The organism is Agromyces litoreus, assembly GCF_040496015.1.
Lineage (GTDB): Bacteria > Actinomycetota > Actinomycetes > Actinomycetales > Microbacteriaceae > Agromyces > Agromyces litoreus.
Window position 1 is genome coordinate 24,966 of sequence record NZ_JBEPKA010000009.1, and the last position, 23,920, is coordinate 48,885.

General features: G+C 72.1%; 18 protein-coding genes and 1 pseudogene. 15 read left to right on the top strand and 4 right to left on the bottom strand.

The genetic code is table 11. From position 1 onward, the window contains the following. The first annotated feature begins 90 nt into the window (after positions 1–90). Genes dnaE through ABME01_RS08490 form a run of 4 tightly spaced genes read left to right on the top strand, consistent with a single transcriptional unit; the run spans position 91 to position 6,528 of the window. Positions 91–3,561, top strand: coding sequence for a DNA polymerase III subunit alpha (gene dnaE / locus ABME01_RS08475; RefSeq protein WP_436407420.1), 3,471 nt, complete (start codon positions 91–93; stop codon positions 3,559–3,561). 48 nt (positions 3,562–3,609) lie between these two features. After that, entirely contained in the window at positions 3,610–4,923 is a 1,314-nt protein-coding gene (gene hisD / locus ABME01_RS08480; RefSeq protein ID WP_353827956.1) for a histidinol dehydrogenase, read from the top strand. A gap of 24 nt (positions 4,924–4,947) precedes the next feature. Next, entirely contained in the window at positions 4,948–5,421 is a 474-nt protein-coding gene (nrdR, locus tag ABME01_RS08485) for a transcriptional regulator NrdR (protein ID WP_353827957.1), read from the top strand. A gap of 45 nt (positions 5,422–5,466) precedes the next feature. After that, positions 5,467–6,528 (top strand): quinone-dependent dihydroorotate dehydrogenase, encoded by a 1,062-nt coding sequence (locus ABME01_RS08490; protein WP_353827958.1) that lies wholly within the window; start codon positions 5,467–5,469, stop codon positions 6,526–6,528. Between the two features lie 11 nt (positions 6,529–6,539). Here ABME01_RS08490 and ABME01_RS08495 read toward each other — a convergent pair whose 3' ends face one another. Continuing rightward, positions 6,540–7,529: an App1 family protein phosphatidate phosphatase gene (locus ABME01_RS08495; protein ID WP_436407419.1), complete on the bottom strand. Its 990-nt coding sequence runs from the start codon at positions 7,527–7,529 to the stop codon at positions 6,540–6,542. A gap of 169 nt (positions 7,530–7,698) precedes the next feature. Between ABME01_RS08495 and ABME01_RS08500 the strand changes: the two genes are divergently transcribed. The 5 genes from ABME01_RS08500 to ABME01_RS08520 all read left to right on the top strand — a co-directional run bounded on the left by ABME01_RS08500 (position 7,699) and on the right by ABME01_RS08520 (position 11,654). Then, on the top strand, positions 7,699–8,358 hold the full coding sequence (locus tag ABME01_RS08500) for a TetR/AcrR family transcriptional regulator (protein WP_353827960.1): 660 nt from the start codon (positions 7,699–7,701) through the stop codon (positions 8,356–8,358). Positions 8,359–8,469: 111 nt separating this feature from the next. After that, entirely contained in the window at positions 8,470–9,282 is an 813-nt protein-coding gene (locus ABME01_RS08505; RefSeq protein WP_353827961.1) for an ABC transporter ATP-binding protein, read from the top strand. After that, positions 9,279–9,968 (top strand): ABC transporter permease, encoded by a 690-nt coding sequence (locus ABME01_RS08510; protein ID WP_353827962.1) that lies wholly within the window; start codon positions 9,279–9,281, stop codon positions 9,966–9,968. Before ABME01_RS08505 ends, ABME01_RS08510 begins: the two co-directional genes overlap by 4 nt. Next, positions 9,965–10,690 carry an ABC transporter permease gene (locus ABME01_RS08515; RefSeq protein WP_353827963.1) on the top strand — a complete coding sequence of 242 codons (726 nt, stop codon included), beginning with the start codon at positions 9,965–9,967 and terminating at the stop codon, positions 10,688–10,690. The genes ABME01_RS08510 and ABME01_RS08515 overlap by 4 nt, the downstream gene beginning before the upstream one ends. 31 nt (positions 10,691–10,721) lie before the next feature. Next, positions 10,722–11,654 carry an ABC transporter substrate-binding protein gene (locus tag ABME01_RS08520; RefSeq protein ID WP_353827964.1) on the top strand — a complete coding sequence of 311 codons (933 nt, stop codon included), beginning with the start codon at positions 10,722–10,724 and terminating at the stop codon, positions 11,652–11,654. A 119-nt stretch (positions 11,655–11,773) separates the two neighbouring features. On the opposite strand, the pseudogene ABME01_RS08525 reads toward ABME01_RS08520, so the two are convergent. The 3 genes and pseudogenes from ABME01_RS08525 to ABME01_RS08535 all read right to left on the bottom strand — a co-directional run. Then, a pseudogene (locus tag ABME01_RS08525) lies at positions 11,774–12,436 on the bottom strand (DedA family protein); the annotation flags it as partial. Positions 12,437–12,470: 34 nt separating this feature from the next. Next, positions 12,471–13,400 carry a M56 family metallopeptidase gene (locus ABME01_RS08530; RefSeq protein ID WP_353827966.1) on the bottom strand — a complete coding sequence of 310 codons (930 nt, stop codon included), beginning with the start codon at positions 13,398–13,400 and terminating at the stop codon, positions 12,471–12,473. Between the two features lies 1 nt (position 13,401). Beyond that, entirely contained in the window at positions 13,402–13,773 is a 372-nt protein-coding gene (locus ABME01_RS08535; protein WP_353827967.1) for a BlaI/MecI/CopY family transcriptional regulator, read from the bottom strand. A gap of 111 nt (positions 13,774–13,884) precedes the next feature. Here ABME01_RS08535 and ABME01_RS08540 point away from each other — a divergent pair, with 111 nt between their 5' ends. The 6 genes from ABME01_RS08540 to leuS all read left to right on the top strand — a co-directional run bounded on the left by ABME01_RS08540 (position 13,885) and on the right by leuS (position 23,891). Then, complete coding sequence (locus ABME01_RS08540; protein ID WP_353827968.1) at positions 13,885–15,297, top strand: cytochrome ubiquinol oxidase subunit I; 1,413 nt, start codon at positions 13,885–13,887, stop codon at positions 15,295–15,297. A gap of 12 nt (positions 15,298–15,309) precedes the next feature. After that, complete coding sequence (gene cydB, locus ABME01_RS08545) at positions 15,310–16,317, top strand: cytochrome d ubiquinol oxidase subunit II (protein WP_353827969.1); 1,008 nt, start codon at positions 15,310–15,312, stop codon at positions 16,315–16,317. 1 nt (position 16,318) lies between these two features. Then, the gene (cydD, locus tag ABME01_RS08550) at positions 16,319–17,974 is read left to right on the top strand and encodes a thiol reductant ABC exporter subunit CydD (protein ID WP_353827970.1); all 1,656 of its coding nucleotides are present in this window, start codon (positions 16,319–16,321) and stop codon (positions 17,972–17,974) included. After that, a complete protein-coding gene (gene cydC, locus ABME01_RS08555; RefSeq protein ID WP_353827971.1) occupies positions 17,967–19,688 on the top strand; it encodes a thiol reductant ABC exporter subunit CydC in 1,722 nt (573 codons plus the stop codon). The genes cydD and cydC overlap by 8 nt, the downstream gene beginning before the upstream one ends. 71 nt (positions 19,689–19,759) lie before the next feature. Next, the gene (pabB, locus tag ABME01_RS08560; RefSeq protein ID WP_353827972.1) at positions 19,760–21,241 is read left to right on the top strand and encodes an aminodeoxychorismate synthase component I; all 1,482 of its coding nucleotides are present in this window, start codon (positions 19,760–19,762) and stop codon (positions 21,239–21,241) included. Between the two features lie 76 nt (positions 21,242–21,317). Next, on the top strand, positions 21,318–23,891 hold the full coding sequence (gene leuS, locus ABME01_RS08565; protein WP_353827973.1) for a leucine--tRNA ligase: 2,574 nt from the start codon (positions 21,318–21,320) through the stop codon (positions 23,889–23,891). Positions 23,892–23,920 lie beyond the last annotated feature (29 nt).

Genomic DNA, 23,920 nt, shown 5'->3' on the forward strand with positions numbered 1-23,920 from the left:
CAAGCACCCGGAACCCCGTAGCACCATTCGAAGAGGAGCCCTGTGGCCGCCGACTCCTTCGTCCACCTCCACGTCCATTCCGAGTACTCGATGCTCGACGGGGCGGCCAGGGTCGGCGAGCTGATGAAGGCCGCCGCGGCCGAGGGCATGCCCGCCGTCGCCATGACCGACCACGGCAACGTCTTCGGCGCGTACGACTTCTGGAAGCAGGCGACGGATGCCGGGGTGAAGCCCATCATCGGCACCGAGGCGTACCTCACGCCGGGCACCCACCGCACCGACAAGACCCGCATCCGATGGGGCAACGGCGGCGGCGACGACGTGTCCGGCTCCGGCGCCTACACGCACATGACGCTGCTGTCGGAGACGACGGAGGGCATGCACAACCTCTTCCGGCTCTCCAGCCGGGCGTCGATCGAGGGGTACTACTTCAAGCCGCGCATGGACCGCGAACTGCTCCAGACGTACGGCAAGGGCCTCATCGCGACGACCGGGTGCCCGTCCGGCGAGGTGCAGACGCGCCTGCGCCTCGGGCAGTACGACGAGGCCGTGCAGGCGGCCGCGGAGTTCCGCGACATCTTCGGCAGGGAGAACTTCTTCGCCGAGATCATGGACCACGGGCTCGGCATCGAGAAGCGGATCATGGACGACCTGCTGCGGCTCGCGAAGGAGCTCGACCTGCCGCTCGTGGCAACGAACGACCTGCACTACACGCACGCGCACGATGCGAAGAGCCACGCCGCCCTGCTCTGCGTGCAGTCGGGATCGACGCTCGACGACCCCAATCGGTTCAAGTTCGACGCCGATGAGTTCTACCTCAAGTCGGCGGCCGAGATGCGGGACGTCTTCCGCGACCACCCCGAGGCGTGCGACAACACGCTGCTCATCGCCGAGCGCTGCGACGTGCAGTTCAACACGAGCGCGAACTACATGCCGCGCTTCCCGGTCCCCGAGGGAGAGGACGAGCAGAGCTGGTTCGTCAAGGAGGTCGAGAAGGGCCTGCACGAGCGCTACCCCGGCGGCATCCCCGACGACGTCCGCCGGCAGGCCGACTACGAGGTCGGCGTCATCAGCCAGATGGGATTCCCGGGCTACTTCCTCGTCGTCGCCGACTTCATCAACTGGTCCAAGCGCAACGGCATCCGGGTGGGTCCGGGCCGCGGCTCGGGCGCCGGCTCGATGGCCGCCTACGCGATGCGGATCACGGACCTCGACCCGCTGCAGCACGGGCTCATCTTCGAGCGCTTCCTGAACCCCGACCGCGTCTCGATGCCCGACTTCGACGTCGACTTCGACGAGCGTCGTCGCGGCGAGGTCATCAGGTACGTCACCGAGAAGTACGGCGACGAGCGCGTCGCCCAGATCGTCACCTACGGCACGATCAAGGCCAAGCAGGCGCTCAAGGACTCGAGCCGGGTGCTCGGCTTCCCGTTCGGCATGGGGGAGAAGCTGACCAAGGCCATGCCGCCGGCGGTCATGGGCAAGGACATCCCGCTCTCCGGCATCCTCGACGCGGATCACCCGCGCTACAAGGAGGCCGGCGACATCCGGGCCCTCATCGAGACGGACGCCGAGGCGAAGACCGTGTTCGACACGGCGCTCGGGCTCGAGAACCTGAAGCGGCAGTGGGGCGTGCACGCCGCCGGCGTCATCATGTCGAGCGAGCCGCTCATCGACATCATCCCGATCATGAAGCGGGAGCAGGACGGCCAGATCGTCACGCAGTTCGACTACCCCGCGTGCGAGTCCCTCGGGCTGATCAAGATGGACTTCCTGGGGTTGCGCAACCTCACGATCATCGACGACGCCCTCGACAACATCGAGGCGAACCGCGGCCACCGCCCGGTCCTCGAGGACCTCCCGCTCGACGACGTCGAGGCCTACCGGCTGCTCTCCCGAGGCGACACGCTCGGCGTGTTCCAGCTCGACGGCGGGCCGATGCGCTCGCTGCTGCGCCAGATGAAGCCCGACAACTTCGAGGACATCTCGGCCGTCATCGCCCTGTACCGGCCGGGCCCGATGGGCGCGAACTCGCACATCAACTACGCGCTGCGCAAGAACGGCCTGCAGCCGATCACGCCGATCCACCCCGAGCTCGCGGAGCCGCTGAAGGACATCCTCGACACCAGCTACGGCCTGATCATCTACCAGGAGCAGGTCATGGCCATCGCGCAGAAGGTCGCGGGCTTCAGCCTCGGCCAGGCCGACATCCTGCGCCGCGCGATGGGCAAGAAGAAGAAGTCCGAGCTGGACAAGCAGTTCGCGGGCTTCTCGGGCGGCATGAAGGCCAACGGCTACTCGGACGCCGCGGTGAAGACGCTGTGGGACATCCTGCTGCCGTTCTCCGACTACGCGTTCAACAAGGCGCACTCGGCCGCGTACGGCGTGCTCAGCTACTGGACGGCGTACCTCAAGGCGCACTACCCCGCCGAGTACATGGCCGCGCTGCTCACGAGCGTCGGCGACGCGCGCGACAAGCTCGCGCTCTACCTCAACGAGTGCCGCCGCATGGGCATCAAGGTGCTGCCGCCCGACGTGAACGAGTCGACGAAGTACTTCGCCGCCGTCGGCGACGACATCCGGTTCGGCCTCGGCGCCGTGCGCAACGTCGGCTTCAACGTCGTCGACGGCATCCGCGCCGCGCGCGAGGAGAAGGGGCGGTTCGAGTCCTTCCACGACTTCCTCAAGAAGGTCCCGAGCCAGGCCGCGAACAAGCGCACCGTCGAGTCGCTGGTGAAGGCCGGCGCCTTCGACTCGCTCGGCCATACGCGCCGGGCGCTCGTCGAGATCCACGAGGGTGCGGTCGAGGCCGCGGTGAAGGAGAAGCGCGCGGAGGAGAACGGCGACGTCGGCTTCGACTTCGACAGCCTGTTCGAGGAGCATGAGAAGGCCGCCGCCCCGTCGCCCGTTCCCGATCGACCGGAATGGGCCAAGCGCGACAAGCTCGCGTTCGAGCGCGAGATGCTGGGGCTGTACGTCTCGGACCACCCGCTCGCGGGCCTCGAGGCGACCCTCGCCAAGCACGCGTCGACGACCATCACCGACCTCATGAGCTCGGACGCCACCCAGGACGGCGAGGTCGCGACCATCGCGGGCCTGGTCACGAGCGTGCAGCACCGCGTGGCGCGGCAGTCCGGGAACCAGTACGGCATGATCCAGGTCGAGGACTTCTCCGGGGAGATCACGGTCATGTTCATGGGGAAGGCGTACCAGGAGTTCGCGCCCGCCCTGACGGGCGACTCGATCGTCGTGGTCCGCGGGCGCGTCAGCATGCGCGACGACGGCATGAACCTGCACGCCTACAGCGTCTTCGAGCCCGAGGTCGGCCAGGGCGACGAGAGCGGGCCCGTGGTGATCTCGCTGCCGGACGTCCGGGCGACGACCGACACGATCACGGCGCTCGGCGACGTCCTCATCCGTCACCGCGGCGATACCGAGGTGCGCCTGAAGCTGACGAAGGGGCGGACGGCGCGGGTCTTCGAGCTGCCGTACCCGGTGGCGGTCAGCGCCGACTTCTACGGCGAGCTCAAGAGCCTGCTGGGGCCGAACTGCCTCGCGTGACGCCCCGTCGAGCGATCGCCGAGGTCGGCTCGCTAGGCTGAGCGGGCCATGCTACGCACGATCGACCTCCGCGGCACCCGTCCGACCGCCTCCGAGCTGCTCGGGCTCGTCCCGCGCGCCGCGACGGACGTCGCCGCGGCCCTCGAGCCGGCACGCGAGCTGATCGAGGACGTTCGCGCGCGCGGCGAGGTCGCCCTGCTCGACCAGGCCGAGCGATTCGACCGGGTGCGGCCCGCGGCCGTGCGCGTGAGCCCCAACGAGCTGGCGTCGGCACGCGATGCGCTCCGGCCCGACGTGCGACGCGCGATCGAGTCCACGATCGAGCGGGTGCGTGCCGCGAGCGCCGCGCAGGTGCCCCCGGCGGAGCGCACGCAGCTCGCGACGGGCGCCGTCGTCGAGCAGCGCTGGCAGCCGGTCGGCCGGGTCGGACTCTACGTGCCCGGCGGCAAGGCGGTGTACCCCTCGAGCGTGGTCATGAACGTCGTCCCCGCGCAGGTCGCCGGCGTGCGCTCGATCGCGCTCGCCTCGCCGGCCCAGGCCGCGCACGGCGGTCGCCTCCATCCGACCATCGCCGGCGTCGCGGCGCTCCTCGGCATCCACGAGGTCTACGCGATGGGCGGCGCCGGGGCGATCGGAGCCTTCGCGTACGGCGTGCCCGACCTCGACCTCGACCCGGTGCAGCGCGTGACGGGGCCCGGCAACGTGTTCGTCGCGGCCGCGAAGCGGCTCGTGCAGGGGGTCACGGGCATCGATTCGGAGGCCGGGCCCACGGACATCCTCGTGATCGCCGACGCCGACGCCGACGCCGACTTCGTGGCATCCGACCTGGTCAGCCAGGCCGAGCACGACGAGCTCGCCGCTGCCGTGCTCGTGACCGATTCCGCGCCGTTCGCCGAGCGCGTGCTGGAGCGGCTGGCGGTCCGCGCCACCGAGACCCGTCACGCCGCGCGCGTCCGCACGGCCCTCGAGGGAACGCAGTCGGCGGTCGTGCTCGTCGACGACCTCGAACAGGCCGCGGACTTCGCCAACGCGTTCGGGGCCGAGCACCTGGAGATCCAGACGCGCGACGCCGACGCCGTCCTCGCCCGCATCGAGAACGCGGGGGCGATCTTCATCGGGCCGTACTCGCCCGTGAGCCTCGGGGACTACGCCGCCGGCTCGAACCACGTGCTGCCCACGGGCGGCCAGGCGCGGCACGCGGCGGGCCTGTCGGCGGCGACCTTCCTCCGGCCGCAGCAGGTGGTGCGCTACGACGAGGCGGCGCTGCGGGAGGTGTCGCCCGTCATCGCGACCCTCTCGGCCGAGGAGGACCTTCCCGCGCACGGCGACGCGGTCTCCGCGCGCTTCGGCGATCGGTCCTGATCCCGGCACTACGCTGGGAGCACCATGTACTGCCCCTTCTGCCGCCACCCCGATTCCCGCGTCATCGACTCCCGGACCAGCGACGACGGCCTCTCGATCCGACGGCGGCGACAGTGCCCGGAGTGCGGGCGGCGGTTCTCGACCACGGAGACGGCGAGTCTCGCGGTCATCAAGCGTTCGGGCGTGATCGAGCCGTTCAGCCGCGAGAAGGTCGTGCTCGGCGTCAAGAAGGCGTGCCAGGGGCGGCCGGTGACCGACAGCGACCTCGCCGTGCTCGCGCAGAAGGTCGAGGAGACGATCCGCTCGACGGGCGCGTCGCAGATCGAGGCCAACGACATCGGGCTGGCGATCCTGCCTCCGCTGCGCGAGCTCGACGAGGTGGCCTTCCTGCGGTTCGCGAGCGTCTACCAGGCGTTCGAGTCGCTCGACGACTTCGAGACGGCGATCGAGGCGCTGCGCGAGGAGCACGGACGGCTTCCGGCGCGACCGGTCGAGTGAGGGGCGCGCAGGCGGCTCCGCCGGCTCCGGTAGCCTGATCCCGGCATGTATCGACTCCTCTTCTCCCTCGTCTTCGCGCGCATGGACCCCGAACGCGCGCATCACCTGGCCTTCCGCGTCATCCGGATGCTGCCGGCCCTCGGGTTCGGCCGGCTGGTGGAGCGGTTCACGGCGCCGCGGCCCGAGCTCGCGGTCGATGCGCTCGGCCTCCGCTTCCCGTCGCCGTTCGGCGTCGCCGCGGGATTCGACAAGGACGCGCTGGCCGTGGTCGGACTGGGCCAGCTCGGGTTCGGGCACGTCGAGGTCGGCACGATCACGCCGGTCGCGCAGCCGGGCAACGACCGGCCCCGGATGTTCCGCCTGGTCGGCGACCGAGCGCTCGTGAACCGGATGGGCTTCAACAACGGCGGGGCGGACGCCGCCGCCGGCCGCCTCTCGCAGCTCTCACGGCGTGCGGACCGTCCGGTGATCGGCGTGAACATCGGCAAGAACCGGGTGACCCCCGTCGAGCGCGCCACCGACGACTACGTGCGCAGCGCTCGCGTGCTCGCGCCCTACGCCGACTACCTCGTCGTGAACGTGAGCTCGCCGAACACGCCCGGACTCCGCGGCCTGCAGGAGCTCGACGCGCTCGCGCCCCTGCTCGAGGCGGTCCGCGCCGCGGCCGCATCGACGCCGCTGCTGCTGAAGATCGCGCCCGACCTCGCCGACGCCGAGGTCGTGCGGATCTGCGAGCTGGTCGTCCGGCTGGGCCTCGACGGCATCATCGCGACGAACACGACCATCTCCCGGGCGGACCTCACCGCGTCCGCGAGCGAGGTCGAGGCGATCGGCGCGGGCGGGCTCTCCGGTGCGCCGCTCGCCGCGCGCTCGCTCGAGGTGCTGCGCCTGATCCGCGAGCACGTCCCGGCAGCGCTGTGCGTGGTCTCGGTCGGCGGCGTCGAGACGGCGGAGGACGTGCAGGAGCGGCTCGACGCGGGGGCGACCCTCGTGCAGGGCTACACGGCGTTCATCTACCGGGGGCCGCTGTGGGCCCGCGCGGTGAACCGCGGGCTGGCTCGGCTGCGCACGCGTCGACCGGTGGTGGTGGCTGCGCCCGTGGTCTGAATGGCGACGTCTCAGAGCATCCCGATGGCGGCGAGCCGATCGGCGAGCGTCGCTCCGTCGCTCGCCGACACCCACGGCACGTCGGTGCCGTGCTGCTCGGCCTTCGTGCGGCCGCCGGCCAGCACCGCCTCGCCCGGTGAGAGCTCCCGGATCGCGATCGCGGCCACGCGGTCGGGGTGCTCCTTCGCGAAGGCGGCGTAGAGCTCCTCGTCGTGCTGTCCGTCGTCGCCCACGAGCAGCCACCGCATGTGCGGGAACTCGTCGGCCAGTCGACGGAGGTTCTCGACCTTGTGCTCCCGGCCGCTGCGGAACCAGCGGTCGTGCGTGGGGCCCCAGTCGGTCAGGAGGAGCGGCCCCGCCGGGTAGAGGTTCCGGGAGAGGAACCGCGTCAGCGTCGGCGCGACGTTCCAGGCGCCGGTCGAGAGGTAGACGACCGGGGATCCCGGGTGGCGCCGGACGAGCCGTTCGAACAGCACCGACATGCCGGGCGTCGGATTCCGCGCGTGCTCGTCGAGCACGAACGTGTTCCACGCGGCCAGGAACGGCCGGGGGAGCGCCGTCACCATCACCGTGTCGTCGACGTCGGAGATGATCCCGAAGTCGACGTCGGTGCCCACCACGCGGATGGGCGCCTCGACGGGCTCTGACCCCTCCGCCTGCAGCACCGCCCGGTTCCAGCCCGGCTCGAGCTGCACCGGGACCCTCGTGTCGACGACGCCGCCCCGGTCGGTGCGGACCTCGATCCGCTCGCCGCCGACCTCGATCGTGACGGGGACGCCGCCCACGGGCACGCTGGTGAAGCTGCGCCATCCGCGGATGCCCTGCTCGCGCCGTCGCCTCCGACGCGAGTTCCCGTTGCCGCTGATCGGCCTCGAGAGCAGCACGCGGCAGAACACGCGCACCCATTCCGTCGAGCCGTAGCCCGTGTAGGGGACGACGGTGGGGACGTGGCCGCGACGACGGGCCCAGCGCTCGCGAACCTCGTGGACCCAGTCCTCCATGCGCGCAGCACCATGCCGGGCCGGGGGTCGATCGGCTCCGGCCGGGACGGGGGAACTCGCCGGCATCCACTCAGTCTTGCATGTCGACGCGGCGAGTGGCCAAACCCGCGCGGGACGGCGGTCGACGCCCGTGCGGCAGGTAGAGTGGTCCGGCGACAGAGGAGGACCCGTGCCGAACATCGACCTGATCCTGGGGGCCGATCACGGGCGGAGGCGATCGGTACGCACCGAGCCGACGCAGCGACGCAGCACCCAGCGGCTCGACGCGCTGCTGGATGCCGCCGCCGCCATCGTCGACGAGCTCGGATTCGAGCGGCTGACCACGCAGATGGTCGCCGAGCGGGCCGGGGCGTCGATCGGCACGGTGTACCGCTACTTCCCGGACCGCGTGGCCGTGCTCCACTCGCTGCGCGAGCGCAGCGTGCGCCGCTACCGGGAGCGACTCGCCGAGGCGATGGAGCGCGCCGAACTCGACGTCTGGTGGGACGTCGTCGACAACGCGCTCGACGTCTGCGCCGAGCTCTACCGGGACGAGCCCGGCTTCTCGGTCGTGCACTCCGCGCCTCGTGAGGTCTCCGACGACGACGGCGAACCCGAGATCGCCCACCGGATCGCCAAGGTCCTCGAGCAGGAGTTCGGTGCGACGGATGACCCCGAGCTGCGCCTGCGACTGGGGGTCTCGCTCGAGATGGGCGCTGCGCTGATCCACCGGGCGTTCGAGCGCGACGCCGCGGGCGACGCCCGGTACCTCGACGAGGCGCGCCGGATCGTACGGGACTACCTCGAGCAGCACCTGACCGGGAGGATCGCCGACCGTCCGGCCGCATAAGGGCCGTTCCGCGGGAATCGAACCGTCGTCGCGACCGTTGTACTGTCGCGGACGAGGTGTTTGGCTTGTGTCACTGCGCCGTCCGGCGCACCGCACCGACGGAGAGGCAGCATGATCGAGTTCCGCGGCGTCACCAAGCAGTTCCCGGACGGCACGGTCGCCGTCCACGACGTGGACATCGTCATCCCACCGCGGAAGACGACGGTGCTCGTCGGCTCATCGGGCTCCGGCAAGACGACCCTCCTCCGCATGATCAACCGCATGGTCGATCCCACGAGTGGCCAGGTGCTGATCGACGGGACCGACGTCGCGACGGTCGACCCCGTGAAGCTCCGGCGCGGCATCGGCTACGTGATGCAGAACTCGGGCCTCCTTCCGCACCGACGCGTCGTCGACAACATCGCCACGGTGCCGCTCCTCCGCGGCGAGCCGAAGCGAGAGGCGCGGGCGCACGCGCTCGAGCTGATGGACACCGTCGGCCTCGACCGGTCGCTCGCCGACCGGTACCCGGGGCAGCTCTCCGGCGGGCAGCAGCAGCGCGTCGGCGTCGCCCGGGGCCTCGCGGTCGACCCGAACATCCTGCTCATGGACGAGCCCTTCGGTGCGGTGGACCCCATCGTGCGCTCCGAGCTGCAGCAGGAGCTGCTCCGCCTGCAGGGCGAGCTCGGCAAGACGGTCGTGTTCGTCACGCACGACATCGAGGAGGCGTTCCTGCTCGGCGACCAGGTCGTCATCCTCCGGACCGGCGGCGAGATCGTCCAGCGGGGCGCACCGTCCGAGATCCTCGCGTCGCCCGCCGACGACTTCGTCGCCGGGTTCATCGGCGCCGACCGGGGGAAGCGGACCCTCCGCCTCGAGGAGGTCGACGGGCGGCGGATCGTCGTCGACGAGGAGGGCCGCCCGGCCGGGGTCCTCGCGACGTGAACTGGCTCTGGAACAACCTGGACGAGGTGTGGGAGCTGACGCTCGTGCACCTGGCGTTGTCGGTGCCCACCATCATCCTGAGCTTCGTGATCTCCGTTCCGATCGGCTGGGCCGCCTGGCGGTACCGTTGGTCGCGCGGCGTGCTGCTCGGGCTCGCGGGCATCCTGTACGCCATCCCGTCGCTGCCCCTGTTCATCGCCATCCCCGGCATCATCGGCACGTCGCTGCGCGCCCCGGTCAACGTCGTCATCGTCCTGACGCTGTACGGCATCGCGCTGATGGTCCGCACCGCGGCCGACGGGTTCGCCGACGTCGACCCGGACGTTCGGCTCTCGGCCACCGCCATGGGCTACTCGGGCGTCCGGCGGTTCTGGAGCGTGGAGCTGCCGCTGGCCGGGCCGACCCTGCTGGCCGGTCTGCGCGTCGTGATCGTGAGCACCGTGAGCCTCGTCACCGTCAGCGCGGTCCTCGGCATCCAGAGCCTCGGGTCGCTGTTCACCGACGGGTTCCAGCGCGGGATCCAGGTCGAGGTCGCGACCGGTGTCGTCATGACCGTCGCGCTCGCGCTGGTGCTCGACTTCGCCGCCGTGCTCCTGGGCCGCGCGCTCCTGCCCTGGGTCGAGACCCGGAAGTGGGGCCGTGGCCGGCGCCGCAGCATCCGCGACCCGGAGGGGGCCGTCGCATGAGCCTGTTCGGCGAGGCCCTCGCCTGGATCCTCGACCCGGCGAACTGGGCCGGCCAGGGCGGCATCGCCGCCAACCTCTGGTTCCACCTCGTGTTCAGCCTGGCGGTCGTCGCGACCGCGGCCGTGATCGCCCTGCCCGTCGGCGCCGCCATCGGCCACACGGGTCGTGGTCGCGAAGCCGCCGTCGTCGTGTCGGGCGGGCTTCGGGCGCTGCCGACCCTCGGACTGCTCGTCCTCGTCGCGTTCGCGCTCGGCGTCGGCATCCTCGCGCCGTTCGTCGCGCTCGTCGTGCTCGCGATCCCGCCCGTCCTCGCGGGAGCGTACGCCGGGATCGGCGCTGTCGACCGGCGCACGGTGGATGCCGCGCGCGGCATGGGCATGACCGAGGCGCAGATCATCGGCAAGGTCGAGCTCCCGCTCGCCCTCCCGACGATCATGGGCGGGATCCGCTCGGCCGTGCTGCAGGTCGTCGCGACCGCGACCCTCGCCGCCTACGTCGGCGGACCGGGACTCGGCGAGTACCTCTTCCTCGGACTGCAGACGCGGGACTACCCGCTCACGCTCGCGGCGTCGATCCTCGTGATCGCGCTCGCGCTGGTGCTCGACGCCGTGTTCGCCGGCCTCCAGCGCCTCGTCGTGCCGGCGGGCGTGCTCGCCGCGCGCGACGCCGACAGGCTCCGCCCCCGGCCGTCCCGGCCGAGGGCGGCCGTGGGGCGGTCGTGACGACCGCTCCGACCACGAAGGGAAACGCATCATGAGGTCCGTGACTGGAAGAGGCCGGCTCGTCGCATTGGCGGCGGTCGCGGTCGGGGCGACAGTGGCCCTGGCAGGGTGTGCGTCGGGGGATCCCCTCGACGACGAACCGGCAGGCACCGGTGAGGGCGGCGGCGAGACGATCGTCGTCGGCTCGCAGGAGTACTACTCGAACGAGATCATCGCGGAGATCTACGCGCAGGCGCTGGAGGCGAACGGCTACACCGTGCAGCGCGACTTCAACATCGGCCAGCGCGAGGTCTACCTGCCCGAGATCGAGGCGGGGAACATCGACCTGTTCCCGGAGTACACCGGGAACCTGCTGCAGTACTACGTTCCCGACACCACCGCGACGTCGAGCGACGACGTGTACGCCGAGCTGGAGGGCGCGCTGCCCGACGGGCTCCGGGTGCTCGAGCAGTCGCCCGCGACCGACCAGGACTCCTACAACGTCACCAGCGAGTTCTCCGAGGAGAACGGCGTGACGAGCCTGGCCGACCTGAAGGACGTGTCGACGCCGATCACGCTCGGCGGCAACGCCGAGCTCGAGACGCGGCCCTACGGTCCGGAGGGCCTCGCGGACGTGTACGGCGTCGACGTCGCGTTCACGGCCATCCAGGACTCCGGCGGCGCGCTCACGATCAAGGCGCTGACCGACGGCCAGGTGCAGATGGTGAACATCTTCAGCGCCGATCCGAACATCGCCACCAACGACCTCGTGACCCTCGAGGACCCGGAGGGGCTGTTCCTCGCCTCGAACGTCGTGCCGCTCGCGAGTGAGAAGGTCACCGACGAGATCGCGGCGATCATCGACGAGATCAGCGCCGCCATGAGTCCCGAGGACCTCGTGCAGCTGAACTCGGAGAGCGTCAACGAGCAGCGCTCGTCCGACGAGATCGCCGCCGAGTGGCTGTCGGAGAACGGCCTGGCCTAGGCCTCGCCTCCGCGTCGGGAGGGGTCGGTCGCTGCGGCGGCCGGCCCCTCCTCGTCGGTTCCGGGGCCGGTCGCCGACGTCGACGGCTTCGGGGGCGAGGGGAGCTCCGAGCCCGCCGCGTCCGCGGCCCGGGTCGCCGAGGCGTCGGCGGCCATGTGCCGCGCCTCGAGGCGGAGGAGGAGCCGCTTGCCGAGCCAGGCGAGGATGAGGAACACCACGATCACCGCGACGAAGAGGTACCCGGCGCCGTGCAGGCGGTCGCTGAGCTCCCGGTAGCCCTCGGCCGCGGCCGAGCCCACCCCGACGTAGGCGAACGACCAGATCACGCAGGCGGGCGCCGTCCACGCGAGGAAGCGCCGGTAGGTCATCTCGCTCATGCCCACGGTGAGCGGCACCAGCGAGTGCAGGACCGGCAGGAATCGCGAGATGAACACCGCGGGGCCTCCGCGACGCGCGAGGTAGTGCTGCGCGCGGTGCCAGTTCTCCTCGCCGATGCGACGGCCCAGTCGCGACTGCTGGATGCGGGGCCCGAACCAGCGTCCGATCGCGAACCCGACGCTCTCGCCGACCAGCGCTCCGGCGATGATCGCGAGCGCGAGGGCGATGAACTCGACGCCGCTCTCGACCCCGGTCGATGCGACGATCACGATGGTGTCGCCCGGCACCACGAGCCCGACGAGCACGGACGTCTCGAGCATGATCGCCAGGCCAGCCAGCACCGTGCGGAGCACGGGGTTCACGTCCGCCACCGTCTGGAGGATCCCGTCCAGCAGGTCGTTCACGTCTCGAGCCTAGGGGTTCCGGCTCCACGCCGACTCAGAAGGCGATGACGGCGATGACGCAGGCCGGGACGGCCACCATCCCGACCGCGAGCAGGCGGGCCGTCAGGCGCGAGGGAGCCTCCAGGGGCGCTCCGCTCCGGCCGAGCCGCAGGACCCGGCGTTCGAGCGTGTCCTCGTCGGCCGCCGCGGCGCCGTCGCCCTCGGTGAGCCCGCTCGGGGCGCCCGCCGTGCCGACGCGCAGCAGCGCGGTCCGGAGGGGCTCGGCGCCGACCTGTGCCCGCGCGGCGTCGTCGGCGAGCATCTCGGTGAGCACCGAGACGGAGCGCTCGGCGCGGTTCGCGATCGGGAACCAGGGCAGCGCCGCGTGCCAGGCGCGGAACGCGAGCTGCACGAGGTGGTGGAACTGTCCGAGGTGCGCCCGCTCGTGGGCGATCACGGCGCGCAGTTCGTCCTCGTCGAGGAGGTCGACCAGGCCCTCGGTAATGACCGTGGCGGTCCGCAGGCCCGGGACGCAGTAGGCGGCCGGAAGGGGGTGGGCCAGGACGCGCGCACCCGAGTCCGACATCTCCGGACCGGCGAGGAGGTCGATGAGCCGGTGCTGGCGTCGTCGCGAACGCTCCGCGCGCAGCGCCGTCGACGCCAGGTTGAGGGCGAGGTGGACGGCGAGCCCGACCGCGAGGGTGAGTGCCGCGAGGTGGAGGACGCCGAAGCCCGCGGGGATCGGACCCCCGGCGACGGCGGGCAGCAGCGCCGCGGCGGCGCCCTCGAGGGATCCGGCCGGTGCCGCGCCGAAGGCGAGCAGCGAGCCGATCATCGACAGGCCGCCGCCGAGGGCGATGCCCTGCCACAGCACGAGCGCGGTCGCGGGCGAGCGGGACGGCCATTCGGCCCGCGAGAGCGCGAGCGGGACGGGCCACGCGAGCGCGAGCGCCAGCGCGCCGAGCAGCAGGGCGGCGGCGGTCACCTCAGTGGCGCACGAGGTCGTCGAGGAGCCGGCGGAGGGTGTTCGCCTCGCCCGTGCTCGCGGTGCCGATGAAGCGCGCCAGCGCGGCGTCTCGGTCGGAGGACGCGGAGAGCACCTCGTGCATGAGCTCGGCCGTGTGGTCGGCGCGGGAGAGGAGCGCGGAGTACCGGTGCGGCCGGGAGTCGCGATCGCGACCCACGAAGCCCTTGCGCTCGAGCCGCGACAGCACCGTGAGCACCGTCGTCGTCGCGGGCGACTTCCCGGGTGCGGCGGATGCCGCGAGCCGGTCGCGCACCTCGTTCGCGGTGAGCGCCGATTCGCCCGCCCAGAGCTGCTCCATGATGGAGCGCTCCAGTTCTCCGAGGCCTGCCATACGTCGAGGATAGCGCGCAAGGGGCGAATGGTTCTACGCTGTGTAGAAAATGTGTCCTACGGTGTGATGCAGCGCCTGGCCCGCAGGCCGACACCCACGAAAGGGGACCCGGTGAACGACCTCCTCGATCCGCTCCTGCTCGCGCGCTGGCAGTTCGGGCTCACGACGGTCTACCACTTCCTGTTCGTCCCGATCACGATCGGCCTGGCCACCTCGGCGGCGATCTTCCAGACGGCGTGGGTGCGCACCGGCAAGGTCGAGTACCTCCGGATCACGAGGTTCTTCGGCACGATCTTCCTGATCAACTTCGCGATGGGCGTGGTCACCGGCATCGTCCAGGAGTTCCAGTTCGGGATGAACTGGTCGGAGTACTCGCGGTTCGTCGGCGACGTGTTCGGCGCGCCGCTGGCGCTCGAGGGCCTCCTCGCGTTCTTCCTCGAGGCCACGTTCATCGGCCTCTGGATCTTCGGGTGGAACCGCCTGCCGCAGAAGCTGCACCTCGCGACCATCTGGGCGACCGCGATCGGCACCATCCTGTCCGCGTACTTCATCATCGCCGCCAACGCGTTCATGCAGAACCCGGTGGGCTACGAGATGAACGCCGAGCGCGGGCGCGCCGAGCTCACCGACATCTGGGCCCTGCTGACCAACCAGGTCGCACTCGCGGCGTTCCCGCACACGATCGCGGCCTCCTTCATGGTCAGCTCCGGCCTCATCATCAGTGCCGCGGCGTGGCACCTCGCCCGCAACCAGCACCTCGACACGATGCGCCCGGCGCTGAAGTTCGGACTCTGGGGCATGCTCGTCTCGGCCGCGCTCACGACCTTCTTCGGCGACCAGCTGAGCCTCGCGATGGTCGCGACGCAGCCCATGAAGATGGCCGCCGCCGAGGCGACCTACGACACGGTCTGCGGCGCCGCGGCCTCGTTCTCGCTGTTCACGCTCGGCACGCCCGACGGCACGACCGAGCTGTTCTCGATCCGCGTGCCCTACCTGCTCTCACTGCTCTCGACGCACTCGTTCGACGGCTGCGTCGAGGGCATCAACGACCTTCAGGCGCAGTACGCCGAGCTGTACGGCCCGGGCGACTACGCGCCGATCATCTGGGTCACGTACTGGGCGTTCCGCTGGATGATCGGCCTCGGCATGCTGCACGTGCTCGTCGCGATCGTCGGGCTCTGGCTCACGCGCAAGGGCCGGATGCCGCGGCAGCGCTGGGTGTGGAACGTCGCGGTGTGGAGCTTCCCGCTCTCGCTCGCGGCGATGATCGTCGGCTGGATCTTCACCGAGATGGGCCGGCAGCCCTGGATCGTCTTCAGCCTCCTGCCCACCGAGTCGGCGGTGTCGCCGAACGTGACCGCGCTCGACGTGCTCATCTCGCTCGTCGCGTTCACCCTCGTCTACGGCATCCTCGCGGTCGTCGAGGTGCGGCTCATCATCCGGGCCGTCCGGAAGGGACCACCCGAGATCGCCCCGCCGGACCCGGAGACGGGCGAGGTCCAGCACACCGCAACGGTCTACTAGGAGGAGACGGACATGGATCTCGCAGTGCTCTGGTTCTGGATCGTCGCCTTCCTCTTCGTCGGCTACTTCGTGCTCGACGGCTTCGACTTCGGTGTCGGGATGTCGCTGCCGTTCCTCGGCAGGGACGACACCGACCGGCGCGTGCTCATCAACACCATCGGCCCGGTCTGGGACCTCAACGAGACCTGGGTGATCGTGGCCGGCGCCGCCATGTTCGCGGCCTTCCCCGAGTGGTACGCGACCCTCTTCTCGGGGTTCTACCTCGCGCTGCTGCTCATCCTCCTCGCGCTGATCGTCCGCGGCGTCTCGTTCGAGTACCGGCACCAGCGCCCGGAGGCCGAGTGGAAGCGCCGGTTCGACTGGATGCTGATCGTGGGCTCCGCGGTGCCCGCGCTGCTCTGGGGCGTCGCGTTCGCGAACGTCGTGCAGGGCGTGCCGCTGGATGCCGACCACAACTACACCGGGACCCTGTTCGACCTGCTGAACCCGTACGCGCTGCTCGGGGGGCTCACCACGCTCCTGCTGTTCTTCACGCACGGCGTCGTGTTCGTCGCGCTGAAGACCGACGGCGACATCCGGCGGCGCGCCCGGCGCCTCGCCGCGCGGGCGGGGCTGCTGACGATCGTCGTGGCCGCGTCGTTCCTGGTCTGGACGGGGCTCGCCCACGGCACCGAGTGGTTCTGGGGCCTCGCCGCGGTCGCGGCGCTCGCCCTGATCGGCGCGTGGCTCGCCAACGGCCGCGGGGCCGAGCGGGTCGCGTTCACGCTCATGGCCGCCACCATCGGCGCGGCCGTGTTCGCGCTGTTCGCCGCGCTGTTCCCCGAGGTCATGCCCGCATCGAACGACCCGGCGAACAGCCTCACCATCGCCAACGCGTCGAGCACGCCGTACACGCTCACGGTGATGAGCTGGACCGCGCTGGTCTTCCTGCCGCTGATCCTGCTGTACCAGGGCTGGACGTACTGGGTGTTCCGCAAGCGGATCACGCGCCAGACGATCGATCCCGCAGCCGTGCACTGACGTGCGGCCGCTCGACCCCCGCCTGCTGCGGCGCTCCCACGCCGCCCGCGGCCTCCTCGCCGCGGGCGGCGCGCTGGCCCTGCTCCAGGCCGGCGCCGTCGTCGCGTTCGCGTGGGCGCTCGCGACGCTCGTCGTCGGGCTCATCGAGGGGGACGTCCCCGGAGGCGCCGGATCGGTCGTCGTGGTCCTGCTCGGTGCCGCCAGCGCGCGGGCGCTGGCGGGCTGGCTCTGGGAGTGGGTCTCCGCCGCCGGCGCGATGCGCGTGAAGGCCGAGCTCCGCGACGAGCTGCTCGCCGCGATGGATCGGTCCGCCGGGCGGCGGGACGTGACGACGGCGGGTGCGGCGACGTTGCTCGGCCCCGGCCTCGACGCGCTCGACGAGTACTTCGGCCGCTACGTCCCGCAGCTGCTGCTGACCGCGATCGCCACGCCCGTCCTCGTGATCGCGGCGTGGACGGCCGACTGGCTCTCCGGGCTGATCCTCGTGATCGTCCTGCCGCTGATCCCGGTGTTCATGGCGCTCATCGGCATGGCCACCGAGGCCGTGCAGCGACGGCAGTGGGATCGGCTGCAGGCCCTCTCGCGCGGCTTCCTCGAGGTCGTCGGCGGCCTGTCGACGCTGAAGGTCTTCGGCCGCGCCGAGCGGCAGTCGCGTCGGATCCGGACGGTGACCGACGCCTACCGATCGAGCACCATGAAGGTGCTCCGCGTCACCTTCCTCTCGGGGTTCACGCTCGAGCTCGCCGGCAGCCTGTCGGTCGCGCTCGTCGCGGTCTCGATCGGGCTGCGCCTGGTCGCCGGCGACATGTCGTTCGCCCCGGGGCTGTTCGTGCTGATCCTCGCTCCCGAGGTGTTCCTGCCGGTGCGCAACGTCGGCGCCGCCTTCCACTCCGCGACCGCGGGGCTCGAGGCCTCGCGCGACGCGCTCGACCTGCTCGACGCCGCGGAGCGCGCGAACGGCGCGGAGGAGGCCGGACCACAGGCGCCCGGCGCCGTCGACGTCGGCCCGAGCACTGCCGGAGGCGGGGAATCCGGGCTGCGGGCACGCAGGGTCGTCGTCGAGCGCGACGGCCGCACGGTGGTCGGGCCGATCGACCTGGATGCGACCCGCGGGCGACTGGTCGCCATCACCGGTCCGAGCGGGTCCGGCAAGTCGTCCCTGTTCGCGGCGATGCTCGGCTTCGCGGCGTGCACGGGCGAGCTCTCGCTCGACGGGGCCCGGCTCGGCGCGGCCGCGCGCTCGCGCATCGCGTGGGCCGGGCAGGTGCCGCACCTGGTGGAGGGCACGGTCGCGGAGAACGTGCGCCTCGGCGCCGAGGACGCCGACGGCGCACTGCTCGAACAGGCGCTGCGGACCGCCGGCGTCGACGTCGACCCCGGGCTCGCGCTCGGCCCGTCGGGCGTGGGACTCTCGGGCGGGCAGGCCCAGCGGGTCGCCGTGGCCCGTGCGGTGCATCGCGCGCTCGCCCGCGACCTCCCGCTGCTCCTGCTCGACGAGCCGACGTCGGCGCTCGACGCGGAGCGCGAGGCGGCGATGGCCGCCGCGCTCGTCGAGCTGGCACGGTCCGGGCGGATCATCCTGGTCGCGACGCACCGCGCGGCCCTCGCCGACGCCGCGGACACGGTCGTCGCCGTCCCGGAGGTCGCGCATGCCTGATCCCGCGCGCGCCGTCCTGCGGCAGGCCGTGCCGCCGGCGCGGCGCCTCCTGCCGTCGGTGCTGATGGGCGTGCTCGCCGGACTGTCGAGCGTGGCCCTCCTCGCGGCCAGTGGATGGCTGATCGCGCGCGCCGCGGAGCAGCCCCCGATCCTGTACCTCTCGCTCGGCGTCGTCGGAGTCCGCGCGTTCGCCATCGGACGCGCCGTGTTCCGGTACCTCGAGCGCCTCGCCGGCCACGACGCCGCCTTCCGCCAGCTCGCCGACATCCGCGTCGGGGTGTACGAGCGGATGCTGCCACTCGCGCCCGCCGGGCTCGCCTCGACGCGTCGGGGTGACCTGCTCGCCCGCTTCGTCGGCGACGTCGACGACCTGCAGCACGTGTCGCTGCGGATCGTCGAGCCGCTCGCGAGCGCCTCCGTGGTGCTCGTCGCCACGTTCGCCTGGCTCACCTGGCTCGCACCGGCGCCGGCGCTCGCGATCGGCGCCTGCCTGATCGGCGGGATCGGCGTGGCCGCGCTGGCGCAGGCGGTCCTCGCGGCTCGCGCCGACGCCCGGCTCGCCCCGTTGCGCGGCGAGCTGCAGGCGGCGATCGTCGAGCACGTGCAGGCGCTGGACGTGCTCGTCGCCTACGACGCGGCCGACGGCGGTCGCGCGCGGATCCGCTCGCTCGGCGCCCGACTGGAACGCGCGACGCGGACCCGGGCCGCTGCGGTCGGCCTCGCCGCGGCGGCCATGAGCGCGGTCGGCGCGGTCGCCGCGGCGGCGAGCCTCGGCGCCGCGCAGCCGCTCCTCGCGGGCGGGAGGATCGACGGGCCGACCTTCGCCGTGCTGTGCCTCGTCCCGCTCGCGATCGCCGAGGTCGGCGCGGCGATCCCGGTGGCGGTGGGCTCCCTCCGCGTCGTCCGGGCGAGCGCCCGGCGCGTCGCGGACGCGGTGCCGGCGGAGGTGCCCGCGGAGATCCCGCGTTCGCGTCGCGCCGGCGCGACGACCGGGGCCGACGTCGGCGGGGTGCGCTCGGGCGGCACGGCGCCGTCGCTGCGCCTGCGCGGCGTCAGCGCGCGCTGGCCCCGCAGCGCCGCGGGAGCGGAGGTCGCGGCTGGGGTCGCGAACGCCGCAGCGGCGGCGCACCTGGACCACGTCGACCTCGACGTCGCCCCCGGCGAACGCATCCTCGTGACCGGGCCGTCCGGCGCGGGCAAGACCACGCTGGCGCACGTGCTCGTGCGGTTCGTCGAATACGAGGGGTCGTTCCGCCTCGACGGGGTCGAGGCGCGCGAGCTCGATCCGGGCGCGGTGCGCCGGTCGATCGGCCTGGTGGAGCAGCGCCCCTGGCTGTTCGACGAGGACATCCGGCAGAACCTGCTCTTCGCCCGGGACACCGCGACCGACCGCGACCTGCTCGACGTGCTCGATCGCGTCGGCCTCGGCGACTGGGTCGCCGAGCGAGGCGGCCTCGACGCGCCGGTCGGCGAGCGCGGCGGACTCGTGTCCGGGGGACAGGCGCAGCGGATCGCGCTCGCCCGCGCAATGCTCGCCGACTTCCCGGTGCTGGTGCTCGACGAGCCGACCGCGAGCGTCGACGGCGAGCGCGCCGACGCGCTCCTCGCCGACCTGCTCAGCGCCGCGGGACCGCACCGATCGGTGGTCCTCATCTCGCACACGGGCGCTCCGGCCGGCCTCGTCGACCGGGAACTGCACCTCCCGGGTCGCTGAGGCCCACGGGGCCGGCCGTGCGCGGCCGGCACGCCCGTCGGACCGCACCGCGCGGGGCCTAGGCTGAGGGGATGCCCCGTCGGATCCGCAGCGTCGCGCTGCCCGGATGGCGCGAGCCCGCCGCGGTGTTCCTCGCGCTCGGGGCCGACGCGCGCCGCGTCGCGTGGCTCGACGGCGGAGACGAGGCGAGCGACGGTCGCAGCGTCATCGCGATCGGCGGCCCGGATGCGCCGACCGTCGTCGCGGGGGGAGGCGACGACCCCGATCGCGTGTACGCCGAACTGGGCGCGCACGTGGGCGCACCCGGCGAGCTGGTCGCGCCGAACGGCGCACGCGCCGCGGTCGGATGGCACGGATGGTTCGCGTACGAGTTCGGCGCACGCACCCTCGACGTCCCGGCGGCGCTGACCGCGACTCCGGAGGCCGCCTTCTTCCTCGCCGACCGGGTCGTGGTGTTCGAGCACGCGCCGCGGCGCATCCGCCTCGAGTGGCTCGACGACGACCCCGGGGCCGGAGAGGGATCCGCCGGTGCGCGGTGGGCGCGCCGCACCGCCGACGCGCTCGCGGACCTCGATGCGACGGCGAGCGGCGGAGCGCGTCCGCCGGCCACGACGGAGCGGCCGCAGACGGCCGGACCGGCGCCGACGCGATGGCGGCACGGCCCGCGCGAATACCGCCGGATGATCGCCGACTGCCAGGCGGCCATCACGCGCGGCGACGCCTACCAGCTCTGCCTCACCAACCGCGTGGACATCGACGTGCGCCCGGACCCGGTCGCCGCCTACCTCGCCCTGCGCGCCTCCAGCCCCAGCCACCACGGCGGCTTCGTCCGGATCGACGACGTCGCGCTGCTCAGCGCCTCGCCCGAGCAGTTCCTCCTGGTCGAACCCGACGGCACCGTCGCCACCAAGCCGATGAAGGGCACCCGGCCGCGATCGGATGATCCCGAGGCCGATGCCGCCCTGCGCGCCGAGCTCCGCGCGAGCGAGAAGGAGCGCGCGGAGAACCTGATGATCGTCGACCTCATGCGCAACGACCTCGGTCGCATCGCCGAGCTCGGCACCGTGCGCGTGCCGCACCTGCTCGAGGTCGAGGAGTACCCGCACGTGCACCAGCTCGTCTCGACGGTCACGGCGAGACTGCGCCATCCGCTCACCGCGCTCGACGCCGTGCGCTCGGCATTCCCCGCCGGGTCGATGACCGGGGCGCCGAAGCTCTCGGCCATGTCGATCCTGCACGAGCTCGAGCAGGGCCCGCGCGGCGTGTACTCCGGGACGTTCGGATGCCTCGGGGTCGACGGGACCGCGGACCTCGCGATGGTCATCCGCTCCATCGTGCTCACCCCGCAGGGTGCCTCGATCGGCGCCGGCGGCGGGATCACCGCGCTCTCCGACCCGGACGAGGAGGTCGAGGAGACCCGTGTGAAGGCCCGCGCCCTGATCGCCGTGCTCGGCGGCGAGGCGCCGCCGCCCTGGCCCGCGCCGGACGCCCCGGCAGACGAGGACGTCCGGGCGGCGGTCGAGCCCGGACCCACCCGCCCGGGCATTGAGTAGGCTTGACGTCCGGGCGCCCGTCGTGCGCGCCCATCTCCCGGGCATCCCCACCCCGCGCATCACGATTGAGAGTCACGTGGCACACCAGCAGGACCCCACGCAGGTCGAGTCAGGCACCTACGACTTCGCCGCCATCCAGGCGAAGTGGCTTCCGGTGTGGGAGGAGCTCGAGCCCTTCCGCGCGGCGCGTCCCGGTGACACGCGCCCCCGGAAGTACGTGCTCGACATGTTCCCGTACCCGTCGGGCGACCTGCACATGGGCCACGCGGAGGCCTTCGGCTTCGGCGACGCGTCGGCGCGCTACTGGCGTCACCAGGGCTTCGACGTGCTGCACCCGATCGGGTGGGACTCGTTCGGCCTGCCCGCCGAGAACGCCGCGATCAAGCGCGGTGCCGACCCGCTCAAGTGGACGTACGCCAACATCGAGCAGCAGAAGCGCTCGTTCAAGCAGTACGCGCCGTCGTTCGACTGGTCGCGCGAACTGCACACGAGCGACCCCGAGTACTACCGCTGGAACCAGTGGCTGTTCCTGAAGCTCTACGAGAAGGGCATCGCGTACCGCAAGGAGGGGCAGGTCAACTGGTGCCCCGTCGACCAGACCGTGCTCGCGAACGAGCAGGTCGTCGACGGCCACTGCGAGCGCTGCGGCGCCGTCGTCACCAAGAAGGCGCTGACGCAGTGGTACTTCCGGGTCACGGACTACGCCGACCGCCTGGTCGACGACCTCCGCCAGCTGGAGGGCAAGTGGCCCGGCAAGGTCCTCACGATGCAGCGCAACTGGATCGGCCGATCCTCCGGCGCCGACGTCGACTTCGCGATCGAGGGTCGCGACGAGCCCGTGACGGTCTTCACGACCCGGCCCGACACCCTGTACGGCGCGACCTTCATGGTCGTCGCCCCCGACTCGGCGCTGGCCGAGGAGCTCGCCGCGGGCGCATCGGACGAGGTCCGCGCCCGGTTCGGCGAGTACCTCGACGGGGTGCGCGCCGAGAGCGACATCGACCGCCTCGCGACCGACCGCCCGAAGACGGGCGTCTTCCTCGAGCGCTACGCGACCAACCCCCTCAACGGCGAGCGCCTGCCGATCTGGGCCGCCGACTACGTGCTGGCCGACTACGGGCACGGCGCGATCATGGCCGTTCCCGCGCACGACCAGCGCGACCTCGACTTCGCGCGGGCGTTCGAGCTGCCCGTGCGCGTGGTCGTCGACACGAACGCGCCCGTCACCGGGGTGATCCCGGTGATCCCGGTCGACGAGGACGGCGTGCCGTTGCCGATGGACGACCTCCCGACGCTCGACCCCGCCGGCACGGGCATCGCGCTCACCGGTGAAGGGCGGCTCATGAACTCGGGCCCGCTCAACGGGCTCAGCAAGACCAATGCGATCCGCCGCGCCATCGAGATCCTCGAGGAGCGCGGGCTCGGCCGTTCGGCGAAGAACTACCGGCTGCGCGACTGGCTGATCTCGCGGCAGCGCTACTGGGGCACGCCGATCCCGGTCATCCACTGCGAGCAGTGCGGCGAGGTCCCCGTGCCCGAGGCCGACCTGCCGGTCCGGCTTCCCGACGCCGCGGGGCTCGACCTCAGCCCGAAGGGCGCGAGCCCGCTCGGCGCCGCCGAGGAGTGGGCCCGCGTCGCGTGCCCGTCGTGCGGCGGCGACGCGCGCCGGGACTCCGACACGATGGACACCTTCGTGGACAGCTCGTGGTACTACCTGCGGTACCTGAACCCGAACGACGAGACGCAGGCGTTCGACCCGGCCGAGGCCGAGAAGTGGATGCCGGTCGACCAGTACGTCGGCGGCGTCGAGCACGCCATCCTGCACCTGCTGTACTCGCGCTTCATCACGAAGGTCCTCTTCGACCTCGGGTACCTCGCCTTCACCGAGCCGTTCACATCGCTGCTCAACCAGGGCATGGTCATCATGGACGGCACGAAGATGTCGAAGTCGAAGGGCAACCTCGTCGAGTTCGCGTCCGAGCTGTCGGCGCACGGCGCCGACGCGCTGCGCGTCACCATGGCGTTCGCGGGCCCGCCCGAGGACGACATCGACTGGGCGGACGTCTCGCCGGTGGGTGCCGCGAAGTTCCTGGCACGGGCGTGGCGCATCTCCGGCGAGGTGACCTCGAGCCCCGACATCGAGTGGAAGTCGGGCGACCCGGCACTGCGTCGCATGACGCACCGCCTGCTCGCGGACGCGCCCGGCCTGGCCGAGGCGTTCAAGTTCAACGTGATCGTCGCGCGGCTCATGGAGCTCGTGAATGCGACGCGCAAGGCGATCGACTCCGGTCCGGGCGCCGGTGACGCCGCCGTCCGCGAGGCGGCCGAGGTCACGGCGATGATCCTCGACCTCTTCGCGCCGTACACGGCGGAGGACATGTGGGAGCGGCTCGGCTACGAGCCCACGGTCGCCAACGTCGTCTGGCGCAAGGCCGACCCGGCGCTGCTCATCGAGGAGTCGGTCACGGCCATCGTGCAGGTCGACGGCAAGGTCCGCGACCGCCTCGAGGTGTCGCCGAAGATCGCCGCCGAGGAGCTCGAGGCGCTCGCGCGCGCCTCGGCCGCGGTCGCACGGTCGGTCGGCGACCGGGAGATCGTGAACGTGATCGTGCGTGCGCCGAAGCTCGTGAACATCGCCACGCGGGGCTGATCCACCCGGGTCGGCGGTCGGCGCCGACC

Bases quoted from the DNA above. Each gene is read 5' to 3' on its own strand.
- dnaE (WP_436407420.1), top strand. From the start codon at position 91: ATGCTCGACGGGGCGGCCAGGGTCGGCGAGCTGATGAAGGCCGCCGCG.
- hisD (WP_353827956.1), top strand. From the start codon at position 3,610: ATGCTACGCACGATCGACCTCCGCGGCACCCGTCCGACCGCCTCCGAG.
- nrdR (WP_353827957.1), top strand. From the start codon at position 4,948: ATGTACTGCCCCTTCTGCCGCCACCCCGATTCCCGCGTCATCGACTCC.
- ABME01_RS08490 (WP_353827958.1), top strand. From the start codon at position 5,467: ATGTATCGACTCCTCTTCTCCCTCGTCTTCGCGCGCATGGACCCCGAA.
- ABME01_RS08495 (WP_436407419.1), bottom strand. From the start codon at position 7,529: ATGGAGGACTGGGTCCACGAGGTTCGCGAGCGCTGGGCCCGTCGTCGC.
- ABME01_RS08505 (WP_353827961.1), top strand. From the start codon at position 8,470: ATGATCGAGTTCCGCGGCGTCACCAAGCAGTTCCCGGACGGCACGGTC.
- ABME01_RS08515 (WP_353827963.1), top strand. From the start codon at position 9,965: ATGAGCCTGTTCGGCGAGGCCCTCGCCTGGATCCTCGACCCGGCGAAC.
- ABME01_RS08520 (WP_353827964.1), top strand. From the start codon at position 10,722: ATGAGGTCCGTGACTGGAAGAGGCCGGCTCGTCGCATTGGCGGCGGTC.
- ABME01_RS08535 (WP_353827967.1), bottom strand. From the start codon at position 13,773: ATGGCAGGCCTCGGAGAACTGGAGCGCTCCATCATGGAGCAGCTCTGG.
- cydB (WP_353827969.1), top strand. From the start codon at position 15,310: ATGGATCTCGCAGTGCTCTGGTTCTGGATCGTCGCCTTCCTCTTCGTC.
- cydC (WP_353827971.1), top strand. From the start codon at position 17,967: ATGCCTGATCCCGCGCGCGCCGTCCTGCGGCAGGCCGTGCCGCCGGCG.
- pabB (WP_353827972.1), top strand. From the start codon at position 19,760: ATGCCCCGTCGGATCCGCAGCGTCGCGCTGCCCGGATGGCGCGAGCCC.